The organism is Shewanella ulleungensis (assembly GCF_014648315.1).
Lineage (GTDB): Bacteria > Pseudomonadota > Gammaproteobacteria > Enterobacterales > Shewanellaceae > Shewanella > Shewanella ulleungensis.
The window spans coordinates 40,385-66,850 of the sequence record NZ_BMQW01000002.1; the positions used below are offsets into that span (position 1 = coordinate 40,385).

Sequence of the window (26,466 nt, forward strand, 5' to 3'; positions counted from 1 at the left end):
GATATTGATGCAATTTACAAGGAATAAAATATTAGGCGTGGTTGGAGTACTTTCTTTAGTACTTTATTTTGTGAGTGTTTGGTGGAGTATTGAGCCCGATCCAATCAAACCGGTTTCTGCGCAAACGGATAATGCCAAAAAAATTATCGGTTACAGTACAACAAGCTCATTAATTTTAACCATGGAAGCTTTGCTAGATAAACCTGGTGGATGGTTATCAAATGATGTTATGCCACCGTCATTGATGATGGATAACATGCCAGCATTTGAATTTGGTGCGTTAGAGCAAGTACGTGATTTAGCATTAATTATGCGTAAAGAGTTTAGCCGCTCACAGTCTCAATCGACTGCTGATAACGACCTGCTCGCTGCGCATTCTAAGTTGAATATCGAAAACACCAGCTGGCTTGTCCCTAGTGCTGAGGGTGAATACCGTGAGGCGGTCAAATTACTGAAGCTTTACCGTGCTAAGATTAGTGACCCAAACAACAATAACGCGCAGTTTTATGCTCGTGCCGACAACCTAAACGAATGGCTTAAAGAAGTGCAAAAGCGTTTAGGCAGTATGTCACAGCGTTTATCAGCGAGTGTTGGTCAAGAACGTTTGAATACTGATCTAGCAGGCGATAGTTCTGCTCGTCAATCAACCCCAGGTGCATCTAGTAGCGAAATTAAAACGAGCTGGTGGAAAATTGATGATGTATTTTATGAAAGCCGCGGTTCTGCATGGGCATTACTGAACTTTATGCGCGCGATTGAAGTTGATTTTGCTGATGTGTTAGAAAAGAAAAATGCTGAAGTAAGTTTACGTCAAATTATTCGTGAACTAGAAGCGACTCAGCAGACAGTATGGAGCCCAATTGTGCTCAATGGAAACGGTTTTGGTTTAGTGGCTAATCACTCGTTAGTGATGGCGAATTATATCTCGCGTGCTAACGCTGCGGTTATTGATTTAACAAACTTAATTTCTCAAGGATAATGATGAAAAAGACTCTTCTTGCCACCGCTGTAGTGGGGTTATTAAGCATGTCATCTGCACATGCGGCAACTGTTGTGGGTTTTAAAGTCGGTGCTGATTATTGGTTAGCAGACACCACGAACTCATTTAATGATGACGATGGTGTCGCGCACAGTTTTTCTGACGACTCGTCCCAGGGCAGTGTTTGGATTGCGGTTGAGCATCCTTTCCCGTTTGTACCTAACGTCAAAATTCGTGAAAACCGTTTAGAATCAAGTTCAGGTTTAGATAATGTCGATTTTACGTTCAATGGTAATGCATTTGAAGGTGAAGTGTCAGTAACCAACGAGCTAAATAACACTGATTTTGTGCTGTATTACGAAATTTTAGACAACGATTTAGTGTCGGTTGATTTAGGTGCCGCCTATAAGAAAATGAATGGCTCGTTACGTGTTGCTGACTCGGGTCATCCTGAGCAAGTTGATATTGATAGTGGTATTTTTATGGGTTATGCCAGTGCGCAAGTCGGCATGGTTGGCTTAGGTCTATTTGGTTTTGCTGACGTATTGTTCGGTGTTGATGAGTCTAATGTTTACGACTACGGCGTAGGTTTAGGTTGGCAATTTGACAATCTAGCCGTCGATACCTTAGTACGTGTGGGCTACCGTGATTTTAACTTTGATGTAAGTGACTTTTCTGATGTGTCTCAAAACACTCAATTTAAAGGCGCTTTTGCTGGGGTTGAACTGCGTTTCTAAGTTGAAACAATCATCTTGTCAATATGAAAAACTATTGCTAATAAAAAACCGCCTTTCGGCGGTTTTTTTATTGCTAACAAAAAGTGATTATTGTGCAATCAAGCCGTTGTTAATTGCAATAACGTCATCTTCATTTAACGTCCCTGCAGCCTGTTTTAGCGCTAGGATTGAGTTAATGTAGCCATAGCGCGCTTCAGACAACTGACGTTTTGAATCGTATAAGTCGCGAGTACGGTTAAGTACGTCAACGATGGTACGAGTACCTACCTCAAAACCTGCTTGAGTCGCTTTTAATGCACTTTCAGATGAAATAACTGATTGCTCATATGCTTTGATAGAGCTAATCGATGCGGTAACGTTATTGAAGTTATTACGGACATTTTTAGTTACACTACGGTGAGTTTGTTCTAACAACTCGCTTGCTTCAACATAAGCAAATTGCGCTTGCTTAACTTGTGAAGAAACCGCAAAACCTTCAAATAATGGAATGCTTAATGTCACACCAATGTTGGTGTTGTCATAATCTGGACCTGGAGTTTGGTCCATGCCTTTATTATAACCCGCATTAAAGTTCAAAGACGGCATATGACCGGCTTTGTACAAGCTAATAGTTTCATTAGCGATATCTTTAGCAATACGCTGAGTCATTAAATCAATGCTGTTGGTCTCTGCCATTTTCAACCATTCAGCTGATGATGTAGGTGCAGGAGAGCCCGCAGAGAAACGGTTGGTGTCTAGTACATTGATTGACTTGTGGTCGATACCTGTAATTTCACGTAATGCTTCATAGCTGTTGTCTAGAGTATTTTGCGCAAGGATTTCAAGTGCAGAGGCTAGATCATATTGTGCTTGCGCTTCATGTACGTCAGTAATGGCTGTTAAGCCTACAGCAAAGCGCTGCTTAGTTTGCTCAAGTTGGCGTTCAATTGCAGCTTTTTCTGCACCCTGGAACTCATAGTTATCTTTAGCCGTTAATACATCAAAGTATGCACTAGTGACACGAGTAATCAGTGATTGTAAGGTTGAAGCATAAGCTGAATCGGCTTGTGATGCCGCCATTTCAGCCAAATCTAAACCAACCCATGCACTATGATCGTATATCACTTGGGTTAAGCTAACACCGCCAATGAGTCCGTCGGTGTCATCTGCAGGATCGTTCCATGCTTTTGCGTAACCGACATTAGCACTAATAGTCGGTAGTAATGGTGCACGATTTTCCTCGATACTTTCGTAAAGCGCATCACGTTGTGCTTTGGCTTGTAAAACGATAGGGTCGCTAGTCAGCGCTTGCTGATAAATTTGCAATAAATCGTCGGCCTGTGCTGCTGGTGCGGCAATAGCAAAAGCTAATGCTGCGTATAATGAACCAATTTTGAATTTCATTTGCTGCCCTTTTAGACAATGCCTCATCAATTTGAGGTGTTAAATAACTGATTAATTTGGTCATGTCGCACGGTAAAGTTTAAGGTAGATAGTAAAGCAAACTTAACGTAGCAATCTGTCGGAGCTTAGTGCTCAATATTTTCAATGCTCAATGTTGTAAAAATACTCCACAATACTCAATTGCATTGTGCACTATTTTTATATCTACCATGCATTCTAAATAGTATTGATTTTTTGTTTTTCAAGTCAAATTTGAAGTGTAACAGATTTTATTTTATTTAAATCCGTTTGTGTAAGTAATCTGTGTGTCGTTTAGTTATTAATTATGTGAATTTAACCTGTTAAAATACGCTTATATAAGCATTTGTTTAAGCGACAAGGAACATTATGTCTGACCATCCTAGTACATCGACTTTTAATGCCGATTCCGATTTTGAACTGATAGCTAAAAAAGTGCTTTATAAAGGTTTTTTTCAATTAGATGAGTACACCTTTAAACATAAATTATTTAAAGGTGGCTGGAGCGGTGAAGTTACCCGTGAAGTTTTTGAACGTGGTAATGCGGTTGTTGTGCTTCCCTATGACCCTATTCGTGACGAAGTCGTGTTAATTGAACAAATTCGCCTACCAGCATTAGCAACTACTAAATCAATCTGGCTTCTTGAGTTAGTGGCGGGTATGATTGAGCCCGGCGAATCACCAGAGCAAGTAGCAACACGTGAATTGGCAGAAGAAGCTGGCTTAACGTTACAAAGTTTAACACCAATAAACAGTTACTTAGTCAGTCCTGGCGGTACTACTGAGCGATTTTATTTGTTTTGGGGACACGTTGATGCAACTAAAGCATCAGGGGTACATGGATTAGATCATGAAGATGAAGATATCCGTGTGCACGTTGTTAGTCGTCAGCAAGCCTACGATTGGGTCAACGATGGCCGTATTGACAATGCCTCTACAGTACTGGGTATTCAGTGGTTAATGCTGAACTACCAAATGATCCGCAATACACTTTAACCGTATTAGAGACAGAGATTTACAGATAGGAACGATTGAGTGACAGTGTCAAACCACAATAAAAAGCAAAAGTATCAACCGAATGTCAGCACTTTTTTGGCTGTATGCGGTCGTAATTACGCACATATTTTAAAATGGTTACCAGAACAGTTTAGCCTTAATGAGCCTTGGCAGGTTGAGGGTGAATTTGGCACGTTGTTAGTCAATATTATAGAAAACACTAAATATACCCAGTTAGTCGAAATTTCTCGCCCTATACCAAATGGACATTTTTTTAAATGCCCAAAAGCACTTGTACGCATCTACCATGATGCTCAATTAGCAGAAGTGTTAACTAGCCAACAGATTTATCGATTAAAGCCAGTGTATGATTATCCTAATATACATATGCATCATAGCGATGAGAAATTTCAAGTGAATGCATTCCTTGAAGATTTATTGAAGATTGGCGCTCGGAGAGTGGCTTGCCAATCATAGTTTATTTACTATTTTATTGTGTTAGGGATCTTTAGTGCTTAAAGACGCAGTACATTATTCTGTTGCTGAAAATGAACCTGTGCGATTAGTCCAAGTGACTGATCCGCATCTATTTGCCGATCCTGAAGGTCAGCTATTAGGTGTTAACACCACAAATAGTCTTCAAGCAGTGTTAAATACGTTTATGGCAACCAAATATCCCGCTGATTTATTACTTGCTACGGGTGATATCAGCCAAGATTATTCGCCTGAGTCTTATCAACATTTCGTTGATAGAATTGAGGCGCTTAATCTTCCTTGTCATTATTTACCCGGTAACCATGATGACCCTCGTTTAATGGCCGTGCGTATGCAAGGTGAGAGAGTCTTTGGTCAACAGCTTATTGTAGTAGGCCCATGGATTATTTTAATGCTCGACTCTACAGTGCGTGGCAAACCCGGTGGTTATATGGGCGAGCAACAATTTGCACTGATTGATGCGGCCATAAAAGCTCACCCAAACAAACATGTACTGTTAGTGATGCATCATAATCCAATAATGATGGAATGCGCGTGGCTTGATCAGCATTGCATGATGAATGGTGCTGACTTCTTAGCGCGTACCAGCCGCTATCCGCAAGTCAAAGGCATATTATGGGGTCATGTTCATCAGCAAGTCGATAAAGTTCATGTTGGACCGCATGGTGATATCCCATTAATGGCAACACCTTCTACGTGTATTCAATTTAAACCGCTTTCATCTTATTTTGCATTAGACCAAGTACAACCCGGTTATCGTTTGCTGGAGTTGGCAGGCGATGGTAGCATTCGTACTAACGTTTACCGTGTGCCTGGAAATCGCTTTTCGCCAGATAATGAAGCGAGTGGGTACTAATTAAGATGTAATTTACCGACTCGCGAGGAAATATGCTGCTTTATATACATGGTTTTAATAGTTCTCCGCAGTCGGATAAGGCCGTTCAAACCGCTCAGTATATAAATCAACATTACCCAAACGTCGCCTTTCATCAACCGCAATTGCCTTCTTCACCGCACGCCGCGATGACACTTTTATGTGAATTAACCGAGCAAGCTAAGCGACAAGGGCAAGTATTACGCTTTATTGGTTCATCTTTGGGTGGCTATTTTGCCAGTTATTTAGCCGAAACCTATGGCGGTAAGGCTGTTTTGGTTAATCCTGCAGTAAAACCCTTCGAATTATTTGAACAGTTTATCGGGCCTCAATATAATCCCTATACCAATGAACATTATCAGGTGTTGCCTCAACATCGAGAGGATGTTGCGCTGTTTGATACTAACGTGATTCAACACCCTGATCGTTTTCTAGTGCTGTTGCAAACTGGCGACGAAGTGTTAGATTATCGACAAGCATTACATAAGTACCACAGCTGCGAATTACATCTAGAGCCCAATGGCGATCACAGTTTTGTCGGCTATGAACAACAATTAGACAAAATTTGTAATTTTATTCAGCTGTAACGTTTTACGTTATAAATAATGATCAATTTGAGCTAACTTTGGCTCCATTTAACTCCAAATGTGTGGACTATGACCAACCAATATACTTCAGATGCTATTGAGGTCCTTAACGGACTTGACCCGGTAAAGCGCCGTCCTGGTATGTATACCGACACCACCAGACCAAATCACCTTGGGCAAGAAGTAATTGATAATAGCGTCGATGAGGCGTTGGCTGGCCATGCAACTAAAATCGAAGTGATTCTGCATACTGACAACTCATTGGAAGTGACCGATGATGGCCGTGGTATGCCTGTGGATATTCACCCGGAAGAAGGCATTCCTGGAGTAGAACTTATTCTAACTAAGCTGCATGCCGGTGGTAAGTTTTCAAACAAAAATTACCAGTTCTCTGGTGGTTTGCACGGGGTCGGTATCTCTGTTGTGAACGCCTTGTCTACGCGTGTTGAAATTACCGTACGCCGCGATGCTCAAGTGTACGATATGGCATTTGAAAATGGCTTTAAAGTTGAAGAACTTGTGGTAACAGGAACGTGTGGGCGCCGCAATACTGGCACACGAGTCCATTTTTGGCCAGATGTGAGCTATTTTGACTCACCTAATTTTTCAGTCAGTAAGCTGATTTATTTACTGCGTGCCAAAGCTGTGTTGTGTCCAGGTTTGCGAATTAAATTTACCAATAAGCACACCAGTGAAGTCCATGAATGGTTTTATGAAAGCGGTTTAACTGATTATCTGCAAGAAGCGGTTAAAGACTCAATAATGTTGCCAGAAGAGCCTTTTGTCGGCAGCTTCAAAAGCGACTTAGAAGCAGCAGATTGGGCGATTACTTGGCTTCCTGAAGGGGGTGAAAGCCTCAATGAAAGCTATGTAAACTTAATTCCTACTCCACTTGGTGGAACTCACGTTAATGGTTTTAGACAAGGCTTACTTGAGTCTATGCGTGAGTTTTGCGAATTCCGCAACTTGATCCCCCGTGGTATTAAATTATCGCCAGATGATATTTGGGATCGCGCAGCATTTATTTTATCGATCAAAATGCAAGACCCTCAATTTGCCGGACAAACTAAAGAAAAGCTCTCTAGCCGTCAAAGCTCTGCCTTTGTGTCTGGTATTGTCCGCGATGCTTTTTCTCTGTGGTTGAACTCAAACACCGAATTAGCCGAACAATTAGCTGAATTATGTATTAATAATGCCCAGCGGCGTTTAAAAGCCGCTAAGAAAATTGCTCGTAAAAGAGTCGTGTCCGGCCCAGCTTTACCAGGGAAATTAACTGATTGCAGTGGTCAAGATCCAATGCGTGGAGAGTTATTTCTCGTAGAAGGAGACTCTGCTGGTGGCAGTGCGAAACAAGCTCGAGACCGTGAGTTTCAGGCCATTATGCCGCTACGTGGCAAAATTTTAAATACTTGGGAAGTCGATGCTTCACAGGTACTTGGCTCGCAAGAAGTGCATAATATTTCAATTGCGATTGGTTGTGATCCCGACAGTGAAGATATTTCAGAACTGCGTTATGGCAAAATATGTATTTTAGCCGATGCTGACTCGGATGGATTACATATTGCCACGTTGTTATGTGCATTATTTTTGAAACATTACCGTGTGTTAGTTGAAAAAGGTCATGTGTATATCGCCATGCCGCCACTGTTTCGTATCGATCTTGGTAAAGAAGTTTTTTATGCGTTAGATGAAGCAGAAAAAAACGCTATTTTAGATCGAATTGCCGCTGAAAATAAAAAAGGCAAAGTGCAAGTTACACGATTTAAAGGTCTGGGCGAAATGAACCCATTGCAATTGCGCGAAACTACGATGGACCCAAATACGCGCCGCTTAGTGCAATTGACAATCGATGATGCCGATGAAACATGGTCACTAATGGATATGCTTTTGGCAAAAAAACGTGCGTCAGACAGAAAAATTTGGTTAGAAAGCAAAGGTGATTTAGCATTACTTTAAGCAAATTATCAACAAGACACGCAGTTAAATGCCAATAACGATATGAAGATAAGGCAAAAGAGAATTAACATGCAGTATTTCAAACTCCGATCTTATTTGAATATAGGCAATAAGTTGGCATTTGTCGGAATGATGCTTTTAGGGCTGTTTCCTGCTTCGATAGCGCTAGCCTCTCAGTCGGTGATGATCACCGTCACTAAAGGTTTTGGGCTTAGCTTATATGCCTCTGATTTAGGTGATATTAAACAAATGACGATGGGTGACAACGGCACGTTATTTGTTGGGTCACAAAAAAGCGGCACTGTGTACGCGCTTGTTGATACCGATCAAAATGGCCAAGTAGACAAACGTTATTTAATCGCCCGCGGTTTAGAATACCCTGAAGCGTTAGCGTTTCATGATGGTGCTCTATATGTCACTGAAGAAGATCGTATTATTCGCTTCGAAGACATTGAGTCTCGTTTACGCCGCCCTAGCCGGGCACGTGAAGTGTATTCAAATTTACCCAATTTAGATAAAAAGTATTCTCGCTCAATGCGGTTTGGTCCCGATGGTCGCTTATATGTGTCAATTGGATCTCCGTGTAACGTGTGTGAAGCATCATCACCTTTTGGTAGTATTGTTGCCATCAATGTCGATACAGGCGCCAGCGAACAAATCGCGTTTGGTTTACGCAGTGTGACCGGTTTTGATTGGGCACCAGACGATAAAAAATTATGGTTTGCTGACTTAGGCCGTAATTGGATGGGCGATAATATCCCCGCGGATGAGATCAACCGTGTTGATATTAAAGGCAGCCATTTTGGTTTTCCCTACTTGCATGGCACCGACGTAGTTGAGCCCGCTTACGACAAACCTAAAAATTTGAACGTCATAGTGCCTGAGTTTGAATTACCAGCACATGTTGCTCCAACAGGGCTTAGTTTTTACCGTGGGCAGCAATTCCCTGAGCGTTATCAACATAAAATTTTTGTCGCAGAAAACGGTTCGTGGAATCGCTCTAGTAAAGTGGGTTATCAAATCGTGATGCTCGACATTGAAAACAACAAAATTAATCAACGTGAAACTGTGGTGAGTTTTTTGGACGGAGAATTTCCCGTCGCTCGTCCGTTTGATGTGATCAATGCGCCAGATGGTGCAATGTACATATCAGACGACTTAAAAGGTAATGTTTACCGCTTGTTTTATAACGCACCCGAACAATCACAGGAATCTAACTAAATGAGTGATTCGATTGAATTAAGCCTTGATGGCGTAGAGCAAATGCCGCTGAGGCGCTTTACCGAAGAGGCTTATTTAAATTATTCAATGTACGTCATTATGGACCGCGCCTTACCGCATATTGGTGATGGGTTAAAACCGGTTCAACGTCGTATTATTTATGCCATGAGTGAACTGGGTTTGTCGGCTCAATCTAAGCATAAAAAATCTGCTCGTACTGTTGGTGACGTTTTAGGTAAATATCACCCACATGGTGACAGCGCCTGTTATGAAGCTATGGTACTGATGGCGCAGCCATTCTCTTATCGTTATCCGCTAGTTGATGGTCAAGGTAACTGGGGAGCCCCCGATGATCCTAAATCGTTTGCGGCGATGCGTTACACCGAAGCAAGATTATCTAAATTTTCTGAAGTATTACTGTCTGAATTAGGCCAGGGTACGGTTGAGTGGGGCGCCAATTTTGACGGCACCATGAAAGAACCTAAAACTTTACCAGCGAGATTACCGCATATTTTGCTAAACGGTATTACCGGTATTGCCGTGGGTATGGCAACCGATATTCCGCCGCATAACGTGCGTGAATTAGTGTCTGCATGTATTGAACTATTAGATAACCCCAAAACCGAATTAGGCCGGTTAATGGAGTTGGTACCAGGCCCTGATTACCCAACAGAAGCTGAAATTATTACACCAAAGGCTGACATCGAAAAGATTTATGAAAGCGGTAAAGGCTCGATTAAAATGCGCGCGGTGTTTAAAGAAGAGCAGGGCGAAATCGTTATCACTTCTTTGCCACATCAAGCCAGTAGCGGTAAAATTTTAGAGCAAATTGCTAACCAAATGCAGGCTAAAAAACTGCCTATGGTGTCAGATTTACGTGATGAGTCTGATCATGAAAACCCTGTTCGCTTAGTGATTGTGCCGCGTTCAAACCGCATTGACTGTGAACAGTTAATGACGCATTTATTCGCCACAACCGACTTAGAAAAAAGCTTTAGAGTTAATTTAAACGTGCTGGGTTTAGATGGCCGCCCACAAGTTAAAGGCCTGAAAACGTTATTAACAGAATGGTTAGAGTACCGAGTAAGCACGGTGACTCGCCGTTTGCAGTATCGTTTAGACAAGGTATTAGCACGGTTACATATTCTAGAAGCGTTAATGGTTGCGTTTTTAAATATTGATGAAGTAATTGAAATTATTCGTTTTCATGACGAGCCTAAAGCGGAGCTAATGGCGCGCTTTAATCTGTCAGATAAGCAAGCTGAATCGATTTTAGAGTTAAAACTTCGTCATTTAGCTAAGCTTGAAGAATTTAAGATTAAGACTGAGCAAGACGAGTTAGCCGCTGAGCGTGACAAGTTAGAATTATTGCTGAGTTCAGATCGTCGCTTAAAGACATTAGTGAAAAAAGAGTTACTTCAAGATGGTGAAACCTATGGCGATAATCGTCGTTCACCTATCATTGAACGTTTTGATGCTAAGGCATTAACAGAGCAAGAACTTACCCCTACAGAATCGGTAACCGTGGTGTTATCTGACAAAGGCTGGGTACGCTGTGCCAAAGGTCACGATATCGATGTCGAGGGCTTGTCTTATAAATCGGGCGACAGTTACCTGTGCAGCGCGATGGGTAAAAGTAACCAGGCTGCGGTATTTATAGACTCTACAGGCCGCGCCTTTGCCACCGACAGCCATACGCTGCCGTCTGCACGAAGCCAAGGTGAGCCGATTACTACACGCTTTAATATGGCGCCAGGCGCAACAATGCAACATGTGTTGATGGGTAACGACGAGCAGTTTTTCTTATTGGCGACAGATGCAGGTTATGGTTTTATTTGTACTTACCCAGATATGGTCAGCCGTAATAAAGCGGGTAAAGCATTATTAAGCTTGCCGACTAACGCACTGGCATTAACGCCTAAGCTAATTAGCAAAGGCAGTGAACAGTCTTTATTAGCGATTACCTCGGAAGGGCGAATGCTAATGTTTAGCGTTGATGCATTACCGCAGTTATCAAAAGGTAAGGGCAATAAGATTATTGGTATTCCGACAGAGCGTGCAAAAAATCGTGAAGAGCTGCTGCTGCATCTTAATGTTGTGCCGCACAATACGGCTGTAACCTTGTGGGCTGGTAAGCGTAAGCTAACCTTAAAACCAAGTGATTTGGAGCATTACCGCGGTGAACGTGGCAGACGAGGTGCAAAATTACCAAGAGGGTTGCAACGTGTTGACAGCGTTGATGTTGAACTTGGGGCGTTAGCCGATGATGTTATTCAAGATGATAATATCGAGACTCAAGATTAAGTCGCTAAGCTCTTAGTTTAGTTTGGATAAAAAAATGCTGCTCAATGAGCAGCATTTTTTTATGAAGCGTAAAGCGATTAAACACCTAAATATATTTAAGTAATACTTACGCAACTTCATAAAAATTAGGTTCATACTCAAGCTGTGTTTGAATAATTTGATTGGCCATACGTGCGCATTTACCACATTGATCGGCAACGCCAAGACGTTTTTTTACATCAGCCAATGAACTGTCACCTAAGCTAACAGCGGCTTTGATTTGAGAATCAGTAATGGCATGACAAAGACAAACGTACATAAAGAAAGCCTCTTCGCTCAAAAGTTTCAATGCTAAAGAAAGTAATCTAATTCTAAATGAAAACAGTTATCATTGGCAATTACTTTTTGTCATTATATTGATTATTTTTACTGCGATTTGATCTGTCTCGCATCTTTAGTCGCCAAATTCATTGTTAAGTATTGGTTAAAGCTTCTCAATTAAGCCACTAGATTAATAGCCTTGAGCCGGGTCTACCAGATACTGTAGAGACTCTGATTGATGCCATCGCAAATAGTTTTGGCTAAAAATATCGACAACTTGAGTTGGAAAACTTGGGGCTGCAATATGAGGAGTGATGATCACATTTGGACAATGCCATAGAGGATGTTGTGGCGGTAATGGTTCTTGCTCAAAGACATCTAATATTGCACGGCGTTGTTGGAATAGGCGCAATGCACTTAGTAAAGCATTAGATTCAATGGCATTGCCACGACCAATATTGAATAACATTGCCGCAGGGCGTAATAAAGGCAGGTTGGTGTCGTTCAATAGGTGAGTGGTATGCGGCGTTTTGGGTAATACACTAATAATTACATCTGCAAGAGGTAAGTGTTCATTTAAAGTATCGATGTTATCAACATGGTCAAATTGATCAATAGGATGGCCACGCCGATTAAGTCCTGTTACTGACATTGCAAAATGGCGGGCGGTGCTGGCAATATGCAGGGCAATTGAGCCAGTGCCCAAAATCAGCATATTCAACCCTTGTAAGCTGCAAAATGGTTTGGGCTGCCACAGTTGAAGTGTCTGTTGCTGTTGATATTGCGCATGATGGCGATAATGGCTGAGTAAATAACCAAACACATATTCACTCATTAGTGGGCCAAATACACCACGAATGTTAGTTAGAGCATAGTCTTGTCTGAGTTGTGGTGACATTAATGCGTCAACACCGGCGAAGGTAGACTGTAACCATTTAAGTGTTAGTGTGTTCGTTGCTGTGCTTGCTGTGCTTGCTGTGGGTAATGTCAAATAAGGTGCGGCTAAATGAGGTTCAGCGAGCCAAATATTAGCTTGTTGTACATACTGTTGTTGGTTATCGCTATCAGCTAAAATGGTTAAATTGGGCAGTTGCTTGTGCGCCAATAACTCTCGGTATTGCTGATTATGTTGAGTGAGTAATAACAGTGTATTTTTCATACTTGTTAACAAGTCACCTTGGTGTTAATCAAACCAAACTAACGGAGTGTTGGTTAAGGGTAAAGTCGCTGCTACGATGGCTTTATCTGGGTAATTACTGAAAATCCCATCAACGCCCATAGCCTTTAAAGTTTGGATATCATCACTATTGTCTACCGTGTAAACATACACCTTTGCGTTACGACGATGAGCATCATCAACAATAGCCTGGCTAATGAATGCCACATCAAGATGCAACGAGTAAGCCTGCAAATCGGTTACAACTTGCGCTAAATCTAATGGAATCCCTCCTAACAACGGCGCAATCAATACCTGAGGTAGGTGTTGTTTTACTTGGCTTAAATATAAGTGATTAAATGATGATATCAACAGTTGTTGATTACTAAAACCAAGCTCGTTAAGTACTCGCGGGTACATTGCAACAAAAGGTGCAACACAACCTACGCCTTTGAGCTCAATGTTTACGGTGCAGTCACCCTGTGCGACAGTATTTATACGCGCCAGAACATCCCACAAGCTAGGGATGGGTTGCCCGCCCACCGATATTTTGTCCAAATCAGCTTTAGTGCTGAGATGAATGAGGCCATGTCCAGTCGATTTGCCCTCTAGGCGACGATCATGAAAAACCACTAATTCACCTTCAACACAATGTACGTCTAATTCTATGGCTTTTGAGCCTAACTCTATAGCCTTATCCATTGCGGCTAATGTGTTTTCTGGTGCGTAGCCACTGGCGCCGCGGTGAGCAAAAACAAGCATAGCAGTTCCTTGTATTAACTTTTAACGAGCTCTGATGAGTCCCTTGAATCGTGTTTGATATGAACTTCCATTTGTGGATACGCTAGTTCAATATGGTTTTCTTTTAATTTTTGGCTAATTTGCTTATGCAAGCTGTGACGAAGTGGCCAACGAACAGACATATCTTTAGCGTAAGAGCGTACTTCATAATCTTGGGTATGTTGACCAAAACCTGCAAACCAGACTTCGGGTTCTGGAGTCGAAAGGGATAACTCACATTCACGAACAGCTTGATGTAGTAACGTTTCGACTTTTGCTGGATCAGCATCGCGCGAGACTGATACAGTAACAATGACTCGTGTAATTGGATCCGATAGAGACCAGTTAACTAATTGCTCAGTAATAAAGGCTTTATTGGGCACAATGATTTCTTTTCGATCCCAGTCGACAATTGTCGTTGCGCGGATCTGAATTTTACTCACAGTACCGGTAAGATCGCGAATGGTCACGGTATCGCCAATGCGGATAGGTTTCTCAAATAAGATAATCAAACCAGAGATAAAGTTAGCAAAAATCTCTTGTAAACCAAAACCTAAACCTACCGACAGTGCAGCCACTAACCATTGCAATTTAGACCATTCCATCCCCAATGTCGAAAAGCCAAACAACATACCAAAAAACACGACTAAGTAGCTGCTAATGGTTGTGATAGCAAAGCCAGTACCAGGTGATAGATCAAGTCGTTGTAAGAGCATTAGTTCGAGTAAGCCGGGAAGGTTTTTAGCGATAACTGCAGAGAAGCCTACTAAAACAATACCAAATAAAATCGACTTTAAGGTGATGGGCACTTGTTGCTCAATGCCATTGAGCGTGCTGGTGGTGGTCCACAATGTGATGCCGTCTAAAAATGAAAAGACTGCAGTATGAGTTTGCGCCAATATACCCAACAAACTAGCAAAAAAAGCCAAAATCAAAATGGATCTCACTAATCCTAACGATTGACTCGAGATTGTTTCTAAGTCAACTATAGGTTCTTCGTAAGTTTCAATCGGTTCATTATTAAGCTCGCCCCGTTCACGCTGTGCTAGGCGTTCTGCACGTTTGGCTTTAGCGCGATCAAAAGCAATTAAGCGACGCTCGATTAGCATCCAACGTTTTATTAGCTGGTAAGTCAGTAAAAAACCTAGACCTAAAAGTACAGATATTTGTAACTGTAACAACAGTTGGAATGCGGTAAAATAATAACCAATACACGCCAATATAGCGCTAAATAGAGGCGTAACAATGAGTATTGCCCATACTGCTTTTTGTACTATTTCAAGGTTATTCGCATTCGGTTTGTTTTTACGATATTGGCCAATTAATAACATCATATCTTTGTAGAGTACAAACAGCACCACACAAAAAATGATAAACGCGCCACGACCAAGGCTATTACGCACCAGCGAGGTGTCTAGTGCTTCTGTAAAGCCCATTAATCCGATTAACGGTGCTGAAATCATCACAAATGACGCCATGGTCTTTTGAGCTTGTTGGACAATTTTTTTCGGTCGCCTAAAGTGGCTAATTAATATACCTTTATCGACAGTTAGTAAGTAGAAAAAACGATAAATAAGGTAGCTTATCCCTATCGCTGTAACACCAGAACCGACTGCATAAACCACGTTTTGTTCAGAATGCATAAAAATAACGCCGGCAATAATGACCGGCAATGGTTTAATTAAGGCATAAACAAGGCTGATGATCAGTGTTTTGATAGTGTACTTAAATTTGTCTTGAGTAACGTTACCCACAAACACCGAGTAACGCCCGATAGCTTGATTAAACTTAGGCGTTAGCATGTCTTGTGCCATTAAACAGCACAGTAATAAAATACCCCACCAAGCCCATAAATGACTTTGACTAGACCAAGCTTGTTGAATCGCCTCATACTGACTAGGTTGCACTAACCATACGCTGCTTTGGCTTAGGTCTATTAACCATAAGCCTCCAATGCTAGGCGCATTTGGCACCCAAAAAAGATGTTCGTTGAGGGTGTTTTTTAAGGTGTTGTGCAGTTGGTTTAATTGTTCATATCCAATACGTAATTTGGCAAATTCAGCGAGGTATTGATCGTAACCTTGCAGCAGTTGTTCTATTAATATTTGTTGTGATTGTAACAACTTAACTTGGGTTTCATTAAATAGGGTACTGTTATCAAGTTGCTGGGTATTTAACGCTTGCTGCTGTTCTAACTGATAACGTTTAAGCCGTGCATCGGCAAGTTCCGTTTGCAGTTTATCTAGGCTTGGTGGTTTAGGTAACGACTGCAACATTTGTAAAAAACGATCGCCAAAAGCAGAGTTAGTTTTAACCCACGTAATTTGCTCAAGCACATTTGACAGCTGAGCATTTTGCGATTGATAGCGTTTTTCAATCCGTTGTTGGCGCTCTATGACCAAATTGTGATTACTGGTTAAACTTTGTAATTGCTGCGCATATTGTTGATTTGTTTGACTTAACTCTTGCGATAATGGGTCGGCTAGTTCTTGTTCATCAATTAAGTTATTAGCAATGGTATCGGCTGTTTGTTGCTGACGATGTTCAATATTGTGTTTATTAATTAATTCAATAAAGCTTTCTTGTTGGCTTAATGATAATCGATTAACTTGTTGTTGAAGCTGGGCTATTTCCAGTTGCTTTGGATTGGCTAAGCGCTCAGCTTGCAAGGTGGCAATATGTTGAGTCAGTAACTCAGCTTGTAACTTATTACGTTTACCAAGCGGTGTATCTGCCGGTGCTTGCTGGGTTTTATTGTGTTGTGATAATGCATTTTCAGCTTGGACGATTAAGTCTGGTAACTGGATTTGACGCTGAGTAATTAACCTTAACTGCTGATTTAAATACGACTCGGTTTCTTTCAGTTCAGAGAGGTGAAAATACGCCATCGACGCTTGCTGATTAAGGTCGATATCTGCGTCGAGCTTAAGTGTTGTTTGCGCATCGCGTAATTGTTGATTGAGCGACAGTTTGGTTTCGGTGTTTGAACGCTCAACGTTATTGTAAGTTTGTTGTTCAATTTGCAGCTCGTTAATACTGCTTTCGAGCTCAGCAATCTGTGTTTGAATATCCAATGGCTGATTATCAGCTTGAGTGTTCAGACCAAGACGTTTATCTAGAGTAATAGGCGTGTTGGCATACGTCGATGCCGACACGATGTTGATAATGATAAAACACAGTAAAGAAGACGCTAAACGTAACATAATACTTGGCTCAGATTGGAGTCTGGTTATGGTAACAAATTTACTAAATTATATTCTATTTTTTTGGTGTTGCAGGGGGCTATAACATGTGGCTTTTGTTTGAATTTATATGAAATAAAGTCATGTTTAACGTATGAGTTACAAGCCGCTAAAAAATAAAGCCGTATCTTAACAAAATACGGCTTTAGGATATGTGATGAAATGAAGACGTTTATTCTGCGTCTTGTTGTTCCTGAGTCAATTTCGCAAATGGCTGGCCCATGCGCGTTGTCTCTCCGGGTTCGACCCCGTCTGCAAACGTTTCAATTGCATCTTGTGCAAATAGCATCACCACAGTACTGCCAAGTTTAAAACGACCCATTTCAGCGCCTTTTTCTAAGGTTAATGCCTCAGGGCCAGTGGTTGGATAATCCCAACTGAAAACCTGCTTGCCACCAGGTGGAGTAACAGTGCCTGCCCAAATGGTTTCTATGCTGGCAACAATGGTTGCGCCAACAAGTACCATCGCCAATGGGCCAGATTTGGTCTCAAAAATAGCAACTACACGTTCGTTACGTGCAAATAATCCCGGCACATTCTGAGCCGTTAATGGGTTAACCGAAAACAGATCTCCTGGTACATAGGTCATTTTAGACAAAGTACCAGTGATTGGCATATGAATACGATGGTAGTCCTTTGGTGCTAAATAAATCGTAGCAAAATCGCCGCCATCAAAACGAGCTGCATCGGCCTTAATGCCGCCTAGCAGTGCTTCAGATGTATAGCTGTGGCCTTTAGCCTGGAAAATATTGCCCGCTTCAATTGGACCACATTGGCTTACCGCACCGTCAACTGGATGAGCCATAATATGCTCATCTTGATTAATTGGGCGTAATTCTGGTTTTAATGCGCGGGTAAAAAAGTCATTAAACGTTTTGTAAGCTTCGGGCTCGGGTTGCTTAGCTTCTGACATATCAATTTTATATTGTTTGATAAACCATTTAATACCAGCTGTAGTGATAGCCCCTGCTTGTGCAGCAGCAAACTTGCCAACTAAACGCGACAGAAAATGTTTTGGCAGCATGTATTGCAAAGCAATTTTAAATGAGTCCAATGTGTTTCCCTTTTTATTTTCTTGTTGAGTCATATTCATCATCTTCGATTATATATTATTCATCAATAGCACGAAAATGTCGCGCATGACGTTGTTCATCTAAACTAGAAATAATACGATGATAGTTGTTAAACCTATCTTGGGTAATGTGCCCAGCTTCTAGTGCATCACGCAGTGCACAACCAGGATCGTCACCGTGTTTACAGTCACGAAATTTACACGTACCTAAAAAGTTTCTAAATTCGATAAAGCACCAACCCACTCGTGTAGCGTCTAAATGCCACAATGCAAACTCACGCACACCTGGAGAGTCAATTAAGTCGCCGCCACTTTTAAAGTGCAATAACTTGGCAGTGGTAGTGGTGTGTTGACCTAAACCTGAGTTATCAGATACATCGCCGATTAACAATTCAGCCTCAGGCATTAACGCATTAATCAAGGATGATTTACCAACGCCTGATTGACCTGCAAATACACTGACTTTTTCATTAAGCAGGGCTTTTATGTCTTCTACGCCTTCACCAGTATGGCTACTAACACGATAAACGGGGTAGCCAATGGCCTGATAACGGGCTAGTGCTTGCTCTATTTCGTCGCGGTTATCGTCATTTAATAAATCAATTTTATTTAAAATAATGATAGGTGGAATGTCGGTATCTTCACTGGCAACAAGGTAACGATCGATAATTTGTGTGGTAAAGCTAGGCAATACTGATGATACGATCAAAATTTGGTCGATATTGGCGGCAATAATTTTAACGCCATCATACAAGTCTGGTCGAGTCAGTGATGATTTTCTCGGGTGGACCGCTTCAACAATACCGCCGATACTGGCACTAGCTTGCACATCGGTGGCTAGCCTGACAATAACATTATCACCCGTAACTAAACTGGTTACAGCTCTGCGAATGTTACAGCGAGAGACCGTGCCGTCACTTGTTTCAATATCGGCGTGTTGGCCAAAACGCGAAATTACTACGCCTGATTGTTCTGGGCCTAATAAATTGTCCTGTAATTCAGGCACGTTATTATCATCGCTTCGTTTTAGTCGCTTAGTCTGATTTGCACGCATACGGCGCAATTGACCTTGGCTTAGGGGTTTCTTTTTACTCACAGGCTTATCTTCATCAAATAGGTGTTTTTTTGTGTCTCAAAAAAACAGTATGATACACACTCTTTTATAAAAAAGCCTGAATTTAGGCTATAGATAACATAAGGCGACATAAATGGCTGCTGATACGAATAACCTTATTTGGGTTGATTTAGAAATGACTGGTTTAGAACCTGATGTCGATAGAGTCATTGAAATTGCCACCTTAGTGACAGATCAAGAGCTCAATATTATTGCCCAGGGCCCTGTATTAGCAATATATCAAACTGATGCAGTATTAGCCGGTATGGACGATTGGAATCAAAAACACCATGGTGAGTCAGGTTTAATTGATCGTGTTCGTGCCAGTAAATGTTCAGAACAGGATGCGATTGAACAAACAATTGAGTTTTTAGCCCAATATGTACCTAAAGGGGCATCGCCTATGTGTGGTAACAGCATTGGCCAAGATCGCCGTTTTTTAAATAAATACATGTTGGAACTAGAAGAGTATTTCCATTATCGCAACATCGATGTGAGCACAATTAAAGAACTAGTGCGCCGTTGGAAGCCTGAAACTATGAATGGCTTTAGCAAGAAAAATACCCACCAAGCGCTCGAAGATATCAAAGAGTCGATCGCAGAATTACAGTTTTATCGTAAAGAAGTATTTAAAATTTAACCAATCGAACAAATTTTTTTTAAAAGGGGGTTGCAGCATAGTAAAATTTACCTATAATGCGGCCTCAACTTTCTACAGAGCGCCAAACTCTGAAACATAGTAAAGTTGAAATGAAATTTGAAATGCGACATTAGCTCAGTCGGCACAGGTGGAAAGACGATACCTTGTTGATTGTTACAAATGAAGCAAACATTACGCGACATTAGCTCAGTTGGCACAGGTGGAAAGACGATACCTTGTTGATTGTTACAAATGAAGCAAACAGTACGCGACATTAGCTCAGTTGGTAGAGCGATACCTTGCCAAGGTATAGGTCATCGGTTCGAACCCGATATGTCGCTCCAAATTTCAGCATGAATTTTTACAGTATGGGACATTATCTCAGTTGGCACAGGTTGAAAGACGATACCTTGTTGATTGTTAAAATGAAGCAAACAGTACGCGACATTAGCTCAGTTGGTAGAGCGATACCTTGCCAAGGTATAGGTCATCAGTTCGAACCTGATATGTCGCTCCAAATTTTTGCACGTTTCTTATATGATTTGAAATGCGACATTAGCTCAGTTGGCACAGGTGGAAAGAGGATACCTTGTTGATTGTTATAATGAAGCAACCAGTACGCGACATTAGCTCAGTTGGTAGAGCGATACCTTGCCAAGGTATAGGTCATCAGTTCGAACCTGATATGTCGCTCCAAATCACTTCCCTAATTTGAAATGAGACGCTAACTCAGTTGCGTCCGTAGAAAATACGACACCTTTTTTTTGCCAAGCTAGACGTTATAAAGCGGTCATCAGTTCGAACCTCTCTCTGTTAAAAGCAAGGTCGCTCCAAATCACTTCCCTAATTTGAAATGCAACATTAGCTCAGTTGCGCTTTGAGAAAATGCGATACCTTTTTTTGCCAAGCTAGACGTTATAAAGCGGTCATCAGTTCGAACCTCTCTTTGCTAAAAGCAAGGTCGCTCCAAATCATTTCCTCTTGTTAAATCCCCCATTAATTACCTTTGTGTCACTAAGCTCAGCTACGCTCTTAGAAAATGCGATACTTATCTTTTGCGATCTAGACGTCGGATGCGATCATCGGCTCGAATCATTACAGAGAAGATATAGCGCGATCTACATTTTGTAATGGTCATCAATCCGAGCCCAATTCAGCCAGAACCTTATTATTTTAATAAATTTGCACCATTTGTTTTTGAGCAAATCGTTTTGCAATCAACAAATCGCGTGATCTATCACTCACTTCTTCATGAATCTCTAAATTAGAAGCTTTTGGAGAATGAAAAACATGACATTGCTCAAGTAATTTGCGCTCGAAATCTTTGATAATCAGTCCAAGATAATTTTTTAAGCTGTTAGAGCTTTAAACGAGGTAAGTGCTATGCGTATTCAACAACTGAGCGAATTACTTGATTATGTTGCCAAATGTCATCTCGATATGGAGAAATTATATAAGCGCTTAGATCGTAATGCTGACTCATCTCGCGTTAAAATGATGTTGACTTATTTTCAGCAACATCAGAGACATATATACGAAACGCTAGAGAGTTATATCGAAGATGCGCCATCAAGAATTTTAAATACTTGGTACAAAGACATTACTTTTGAAGACTTTAGTAAACGCTGTGCAGAAGCGTCTCTACCAGCCAATATGCATGAAGACCAAGTGCTTGAGTTACATCTGGATTTAGAAAATCGTTTGATAGCATTACTTGAGAAAACGGCGATGAGTAGCCCAACCGAAGAAATTAAGAGCGCATTAATGGATTTAGTCCGTGTGGCGCAAACGCAGCAAAAACGTCTTGTTCATAGCACAATTCGTATGGATGACATTTAATCGACGCATTGATAATTTGAAATTACTTCCTGAAGTGTGAATTCGCCAGCTATCCCCAGTAGCTGGTTTTTTTTATTAACAAAAAATAACCGCCATAACAGTGGGAGTTAACGCATAACTTCTGGTATATTTAGCATTCTTGTGACTCTTTTTTACGGAAGCTGACTTTACACATGACATCGCTGTTTAAAATCCTTGAAAATGAACAAGCTACTGTTGCGCTTGGCCAAAAAATTGCCCAGTGGATTGTGCCTCCATTAACCCTTTACCTCACGGGTGATTTAGGGGCAGGTAAAACTACGTTCAGTCGAGGGATTATTCAAAGTTTAGGTCATCAAGGTGCTGTAAAAAGCCCAACCTACACCTTGGTCGAGCCTTATGAGTTTGCAAATATGGATGTATTCCATTTCGACTTGTATCGCTTGAGCGATCCTGAAGAGTTAGAGTTTATGGGCATTCGTGATTACTTTACTGACAGAAGTGTATGCTTAGTGGAGTGGCCCGATAATGGTCACGGCTTATTACCTAAGGCTGACATCCATTTGCATTTGCGTTATAAAGAATCTCAAAGAGAAATTGAATTACAAGCCTTATCCCCTGCAGGGCAGGCCATTTTAAATAAAATAAAATAATAATGAATTTAAAACATACTTTTTTTACCTGTGTTGTAACCATGCTAGTGATTTTGTTGCCTAATACTAGTTGGGCAGCAAATCAACTTGATAGCGTGCGTATTTGGGCTGCGCCTGAATCTACTCGAGTGGTGTTTGATTTAACCCAAGCACCAAAATATGACAGTTTTAGTTTAACTGGCCCTCATCGCTTAGTGGTTGATATCCAAGATGCTGGCTCTAAAATTAATTTAGACAAAATTGCTAATAACAGCACTATTATCAAAAAGATACGTTTTAGCACTCCACCTAAAAAAGGCATGCTGCGTTTAGTGATGGATTTAACCAAACCTGTTAAATCCAGCTTATTTACTCTCCCTCCTACAGCACCTTATGGCAATCGGTTAGTGGTCGATTTAGAAGATGCTGCAGGTGGTTCATCTAATACGCAACCGTCAGTGAGTCGTTCTGCAAATCCATCTTCTCGAAATATTATTGTTGCTATTGACGCCGGCCATGGCGGTGAAGACCCTGGGTCTATAGGTCCTTCTGGTATGCACGAAAAACGTGTTGTACTTGAAATCGCTAAACGCTTGGCTCGTAAAGTTGACTCTACACCAGGAATGCGTGCTGTCATGACGCGAAGCGGTGATTATTTTGTCAATTTAAACAAGCGTTCTGAGCTTGCTCGCAACAGTAAAGCTGACCTATTAATTTCAATTCATGCAGATGCCTTTACCTCCCCGCAACCTCGCGGCGCGTCGGTGTGGGTGTTATCTATGCGCCGTGCAAACAGCGAAATCGGTCGCTGGTTAGAGCAAAAAGAAAAACACTCTGAGTTATTGGGCGGTGCGGGTGAAATTATTCAAAACTCTGACAGCGAGCAGTATCTTGCGATGACGTTACTGGATATGTCGATGAACAGCTCAATGGCAATTAGTCATTCTGTCGCCGGCGATATTCTTCGCGATTTAGATTCAATTACGCATTTGCATAAGAGAAAGCCTGAGTCAGCCAGTTTCGCTGTACTTAAGTCACCAGACATTCCGTCAATTTTAGTTGAGACCGGTTTTATTTCTAACCCAGGTGAAGAACGCTTATTGTCTAATGGTAATCATCAAGAAAAACTCGCCAATGCCATTTATAAAGGCGTGTTGCGCTACTTTGAGAATAATCCTCCTGCAGACACCTTAATGGCTAAAACGACTAGCTCGTCTAATACCAAACACAGTGTAAAGCGTGGTGAGTCATTATCGATTATTGCTCAGCGATATAGTGTGTCTGTGAGCAGCCTTAAACGAGCCAATAATTTAAAATCTGATGTGGTGCGTATTGGCCAAACTCTTGTAATTCCTAGGGCTTAATATGGCAATTCAACTACTCCCTCCACAATTAGCTAACCAAATAGCTGCTGGCGAAGTAGTTGAACGTCCTGCGTCTGTGGTTAAAGAGCTGGTAGAAAATAGCTTAGATGCTGGAGCTACCCGTGTTGATATTGACATTGATAAAGGTGGCAGTAAGCTCATCCGTATTCGTGACAATGGTGCTGGTATTGCTAAAGACGAATTGGCCTTAGCGTTGTCGCGGCATGCTACCTCTAAAGTGCACACTCTGGACGACTTAGAAGCTATTCTTAGTTTTGGTTTTCGTGGTGAAGCGTTAGCCAGTATTAGTTCCGTTTCTCGATTAACATTGACGTCAAAAACGGCTGAACAAACTGAAGCTTGGCAAGCTTATGCAGAAGGGTCGCAAATGGATGTCAAAGTAACTCCGGCTGCCCATCCACAAGGTTCTACTATCGAAGTTGTCGATTTATTTTTTAATACACCCGCTCGGCGTCGATTTCTAAAAAGTGATAAAACCGAATTTACTCATATTGATGAATGGTTAAAGCGGATAGCAATCGCTCGCAGTGATATACATTTTGCACTTACGCACAATGGTAAATTGGTGCGGCAGTATCGCCCGGCAAACACAGAGATCCAGAGTCAACAACGTCTAGCCCAAATTTGCGGACGTGCATTCGCCGATCAAGCCTTAAATATTGCATGTGAGCACGATGGGTTATCGCTAAGTGGTTATTTACAATCACCTCATGATCGTGTGATAACCGACACCAGCTTTTTCTACGTAAATGGTAGATTAGTCAGAGATCGCTTGGTTAATCATGCTGTAAAACAAGCATTTGCAGAACACGGTATTGAGCATCAGCCTGGCTATGTGCTCATGTTAGCGCTTGACCCACATCAAGTGGATGTTAATGTACACCCTGCTAAACATGAAGTGCGGTTCCATCAGTCTCGCTATGTACATGACTTTATTTTACAAGCGATTCAATCGGCGTTGTTACAAATGCCGACATTGGCGTTATCAGAGCCAGCAATACATGACGCTGCAGATAATGCCGTAATGTTTGAATCGCAAACTTCATCGACAACTGATGATATTTTTACAGAAACCAAGGCGGATTTATTTACTCCAGCCACAGCTGAAAGGGCGATAAATAGTGCCAGTCCATTTGGTACAATGCATGTTCCAGGTAAGAACAGTGCGTCTTTTGGTGGATCTTCAGCTGCAGTTAAGCCTAGTTATGGTAAAAAGCCTGTAACTAGCGCCTCAACAGGAGTGAGCAAAACCGCGATTGCCAATTACGGGCAATTATTGCAAACCTCTGTTAGCAGAGATGATAAACACGTAAATGAAGTCAGTTTACAATCGAGTATGCCGCCTTTGCTTTCTGGTGCTCATTGGGTCATTTGCCAAGACGATACCTTGTCATTACTACCATTTAAAGATGTATTGTTAGCGGTAAGAAAAGCTGAAATCTTAATAAAATTAACTAATGGTTTAGTATCACAACCATTACTGATGCCTGTTGCCATAGCCGTTGACTCTGATTGGATCGAAACATTACCTGCACGTGATCAATTACTGCGTCAAATGGGTATTGACTTAAGTATTCGCTATCAGCAGTTGATAATTAAAAAAGTGCCCCCATATTTGAGGGAGAGCCAATTAGCAATTGTTATCCCTGAATTTTTACAATGGATAGCACTAGAGCAACCAAACGACAGCGCAATAGCGGACTGGTTAGCTAAACAAAGCCTAGTGCAATTTGAGTCTGCGCAAAGTGTATGGCAGCAGTTTTGTTTATTAGACGATACAATAAAACAAACAGTTTATGCTCAGGCTACTGATTTACCTTGGCAAACTTGGATGAAAGATAATTAACGTGAACAGTATCAAGCGGCCGAAAGTGATATTTTTGATGGGGCCAACAGCTTCAGGCAAAACGGCATTAGCTATCGACATGGCAACACAGCACGATTGTGAAATTATTTCAGTTGATTCAGCGTTAATTTATCGTGGTATGGATGTTGGTTCTGCTAAGCCCTCGGCAAAAGAGTTAGCCTTAGCGCCACACAGATTGATTGATATACTTGATCCGAGTGAAAGCTATTCCGCTGCAGATTTTCGCCGCGATGCACTTGTGGCCATAGAAGATATTATTGCTCGTGGTAAAACACCGCTACTTGTAGGTGGCACCATGATGTATTTTAAGGCATTGTTAGAGGGATTATCGCCTTTACCCAGTGCTGATGAGGTCGTAAGACAACAGATTTTGTTGCAGGCAGAGGCCCAAGGTTGGGAGTCATTGCACAAAGAGTTGCGCAGCATTGACCCTGTAGCTGGGGAGCGCATTCATCCAAATGATCCGCAACGTTTGTCGCGTGCATTGGAAGTTTACCGTATAAGCGGTAAAACAATGACAGAGTTAACACAGACTAAGTCTGATGCTTTGCCATATGATGTCGTGCAATTTGCTATTGCACCGAATGACAGAAAAGTATTACATGACTTAATCGCTAAGCGTTTTAATATCATGCTTGAGCAAGGTTTTATCGATGAAGTCACGCGTTTAAAAGCGCGTGGAGATTTACATTTAGAGATGCCTTCAATGCGATGTGTAGGTTACAGGCAGTGTTGGCAATATCTTGATAATGAATTTGATCATGCGACTATGGTCGAAAAAGCTACCGCAGCCACTAGGCAATTGGCCAAACGTCAATTAACATGGTTGAGGAGTTGGCCTGATTTACAGTGGCTCGAAAGTGGTGTAGAAGGGAATTTAGTTACGCTTATGCGACAAAGCCGCTAGCTT

22 protein-coding genes and 3 tRNA genes are annotated in these 26,466 nt (G+C 41.5%); 18 read left to right on the top strand and 7 right to left on the bottom strand.

Going from position 1 to position 26,466, the window contains the following annotated elements; genetic code table 11:
* The first annotated feature begins 7 nt into the window (after positions 1 to 7).
* On the top strand, positions 8 to 979 hold the full coding sequence (locus IEY40_RS03965) for a DUF2333 family protein (protein WP_188953596.1): 972 nt from the start codon (positions 8 to 10) through the stop codon (positions 977 to 979).
* A gap of 2 nt (positions 980 to 981) precedes the next feature.
* Entirely contained in the window at positions 982 to 1,716 is a 735-nt protein-coding gene (locus IEY40_RS03970) for a TIGR04219 family outer membrane beta-barrel protein (protein WP_188953598.1), read from the top strand.
* A gap of 87 nt (positions 1,717 to 1,803) precedes the next feature.
* On the opposite strand, the gene tolC is transcribed toward IEY40_RS03970, so the two are convergent.
* Complete coding sequence (tolC, locus tag IEY40_RS03975) at positions 1,804 to 3,099, bottom strand: outer membrane channel protein TolC (RefSeq protein WP_188953600.1); 1,296 nt, start codon at positions 3,097 to 3,099, stop codon at positions 1,804 to 1,806.
* Between the two features lie 387 nt (positions 3,100 to 3,486).
* Here tolC and nudF point away from each other — a divergent pair, with 387 nt between their 5' ends.
* The 7 genes from nudF (at position 3,487) to parC (ending at position 11,550) form a co-directional block, all read left to right on the top strand.
* Complete coding sequence (nudF, locus tag IEY40_RS03980; protein ID WP_188953602.1) at positions 3,487 to 4,113, top strand: ADP-ribose diphosphatase; 627 nt, start codon at positions 3,487 to 3,489, stop codon at positions 4,111 to 4,113.
* Positions 4,114 to 4,152: 39 nt separating this feature from the next.
* Positions 4,153 to 4,590, top strand: coding sequence for a DUF1249 domain-containing protein (locus tag IEY40_RS03985; protein WP_188953604.1), 438 nt, complete (start codon positions 4,153 to 4,155; stop codon positions 4,588 to 4,590).
* A gap of 34 nt (positions 4,591 to 4,624) precedes the next feature.
* Positions 4,625 to 5,464: a 3',5'-cyclic-AMP phosphodiesterase gene (gene cpdA, locus IEY40_RS03990; RefSeq protein WP_188953605.1), complete on the top strand. Its 840-nt coding sequence runs from the start codon at positions 4,625 to 4,627 to the stop codon at positions 5,462 to 5,464.
* A gap of 32 nt (positions 5,465 to 5,496) precedes the next feature.
* A complete protein-coding gene (locus IEY40_RS03995; RefSeq protein WP_188953607.1) occupies positions 5,497 to 6,069 on the top strand; it encodes a YqiA/YcfP family alpha/beta fold hydrolase in 573 nt (190 codons plus the stop codon).
* Positions 6,070 to 6,138: 69 nt separating this feature from the next.
* Positions 6,139 to 8,025, top strand: coding sequence for a DNA topoisomerase IV subunit B (gene parE, locus IEY40_RS04000; protein WP_188953609.1), 1,887 nt, complete (start codon positions 6,139 to 6,141; stop codon positions 8,023 to 8,025).
* Between the two features lie 129 nt (positions 8,026 to 8,154).
* Positions 8,155 to 9,246 carry a PQQ-dependent sugar dehydrogenase gene (locus tag IEY40_RS04005; RefSeq protein WP_229777025.1) on the top strand — a complete coding sequence of 364 codons (1,092 nt, stop codon included), beginning with the start codon at positions 8,155 to 8,157 and terminating at the stop codon, positions 9,244 to 9,246.
* Positions 9,247 to 11,550 (top strand): DNA topoisomerase IV subunit A, encoded by a 2,304-nt coding sequence (gene parC, locus IEY40_RS04010; RefSeq protein ID WP_188953613.1) that lies wholly within the window; start codon positions 9,247 to 9,249, stop codon positions 11,548 to 11,550. It abuts the gene before it with no gap.
* A gap of 106 nt (positions 11,551 to 11,656) precedes the next feature.
* Here the strand turns inward: parC and IEY40_RS04015 are convergent, their stop codons facing one another.
* From IEY40_RS04015 to rsgA, 6 genes are all read right to left on the bottom strand, one after another.
* Positions 11,657 to 11,848 (bottom strand): bacterioferritin-associated ferredoxin, encoded by a 192-nt coding sequence (locus tag IEY40_RS04015; protein ID WP_160052643.1) that lies wholly within the window; start codon positions 11,846 to 11,848, stop codon positions 11,657 to 11,659.
* 192 nt (positions 11,849 to 12,040) lie between these two features.
* Entirely contained in the window at positions 12,041 to 13,009 is a 969-nt protein-coding gene (locus tag IEY40_RS04020; protein WP_188953615.1) for a D-2-hydroxyacid dehydrogenase, read from the bottom strand.
* A gap of 24 nt (positions 13,010 to 13,033) precedes the next feature.
* The gene (locus tag IEY40_RS04025; protein WP_188953617.1) at positions 13,034 to 13,768 is read right to left on the bottom strand and encodes a glycerophosphodiester phosphodiesterase; all 735 of its coding nucleotides are present in this window, start codon (positions 13,766 to 13,768) and stop codon (positions 13,034 to 13,036) included.
* Between the two features lie 14 nt (positions 13,769 to 13,782).
* Complete coding sequence (locus IEY40_RS04030; protein ID WP_188953619.1) at positions 13,783 to 16,989, bottom strand: mechanosensitive ion channel domain-containing protein; 3,207 nt, start codon at positions 16,987 to 16,989, stop codon at positions 13,783 to 13,785.
* A 211-nt stretch (positions 16,990 to 17,200) separates the two neighbouring features.
* Positions 17,201 to 18,082, bottom strand: coding sequence for an archaetidylserine decarboxylase (asd, locus tag IEY40_RS04035; protein WP_188953621.1), 882 nt, complete (start codon positions 18,080 to 18,082; stop codon positions 17,201 to 17,203).
* A 55-nt stretch (positions 18,083 to 18,137) separates the two neighbouring features.
* Positions 18,138 to 19,196, bottom strand: a complete 1,059-nt coding sequence (gene rsgA, locus IEY40_RS04040; RefSeq protein ID WP_188953623.1) for a small ribosomal subunit biogenesis GTPase RsgA — start codon at positions 19,194 to 19,196, stop codon at positions 18,138 to 18,140.
* A gap of 112 nt (positions 19,197 to 19,308) precedes the next feature.
* Here rsgA and orn point away from each other — a divergent pair, with 112 nt between their 5' ends.
* The 9 genes from orn to miaA all read left to right on the top strand — a co-directional run bounded on the left by orn (position 19,309) and on the right by miaA (position 26,463).
* A complete protein-coding gene (gene orn, locus IEY40_RS04045) occupies positions 19,309 to 19,854 on the top strand; it encodes an oligoribonuclease (protein WP_188953625.1) in 546 nt (181 codons plus the stop codon).
* 268 nt (positions 19,855 to 20,122) lie between these two features.
* Positions 20,123 to 20,198, top strand: a tRNA-Gly gene (locus IEY40_RS04050).
* Between the two features lie 97 nt (positions 20,199 to 20,295).
* Positions 20,296 to 20,371: transfer RNA gene (locus tag IEY40_RS04055), tRNA-Gly, on the top strand.
* Positions 20,372 to 20,474: 103 nt separating this feature from the next.
* Positions 20,475 to 20,550 (top strand) — tRNA-Gly (locus tag IEY40_RS04060).
* Between the two features lie 687 nt (positions 20,551 to 21,237).
* Positions 21,238 to 21,693: a hypothetical protein gene (locus tag IEY40_RS04065; protein WP_188953627.1), complete on the top strand. Its 456-nt coding sequence runs from the start codon at positions 21,238 to 21,240 to the stop codon at positions 21,691 to 21,693.
* A gap of 173 nt (positions 21,694 to 21,866) precedes the next feature.
* On the top strand, positions 21,867 to 22,325 hold the full coding sequence (gene tsaE / locus IEY40_RS04070) for a tRNA (adenosine(37)-N6)-threonylcarbamoyltransferase complex ATPase subunit type 1 TsaE (protein WP_188953629.1): 459 nt from the start codon (positions 21,867 to 21,869) through the stop codon (positions 22,323 to 22,325).
* Positions 22,326 to 22,327: 2 nt separating this feature from the next.
* Positions 22,328 to 23,668, top strand: a complete 1,341-nt coding sequence (locus IEY40_RS04075; protein ID WP_188953631.1) for an N-acetylmuramoyl-L-alanine amidase — start codon at positions 22,328 to 22,330, stop codon at positions 23,666 to 23,668.
* Between the two features lies 1 nt (position 23,669).
* Entirely contained in the window at positions 23,670 to 25,535 is a 1,866-nt protein-coding gene (mutL, locus tag IEY40_RS04080) for a DNA mismatch repair endonuclease MutL (RefSeq protein ID WP_188953633.1), read from the top strand.
* Between the two features lies 1 nt (position 25,536).
* Positions 25,537 to 26,463: a tRNA (adenosine(37)-N6)-dimethylallyltransferase MiaA gene (miaA, locus tag IEY40_RS04085; RefSeq protein WP_188953635.1), complete on the top strand. Its 927-nt coding sequence runs from the start codon at positions 25,537 to 25,539 to the stop codon at positions 26,461 to 26,463.
* The last annotated feature ends 3 nt before the right edge of the window (positions 26,464 to 26,466 follow it).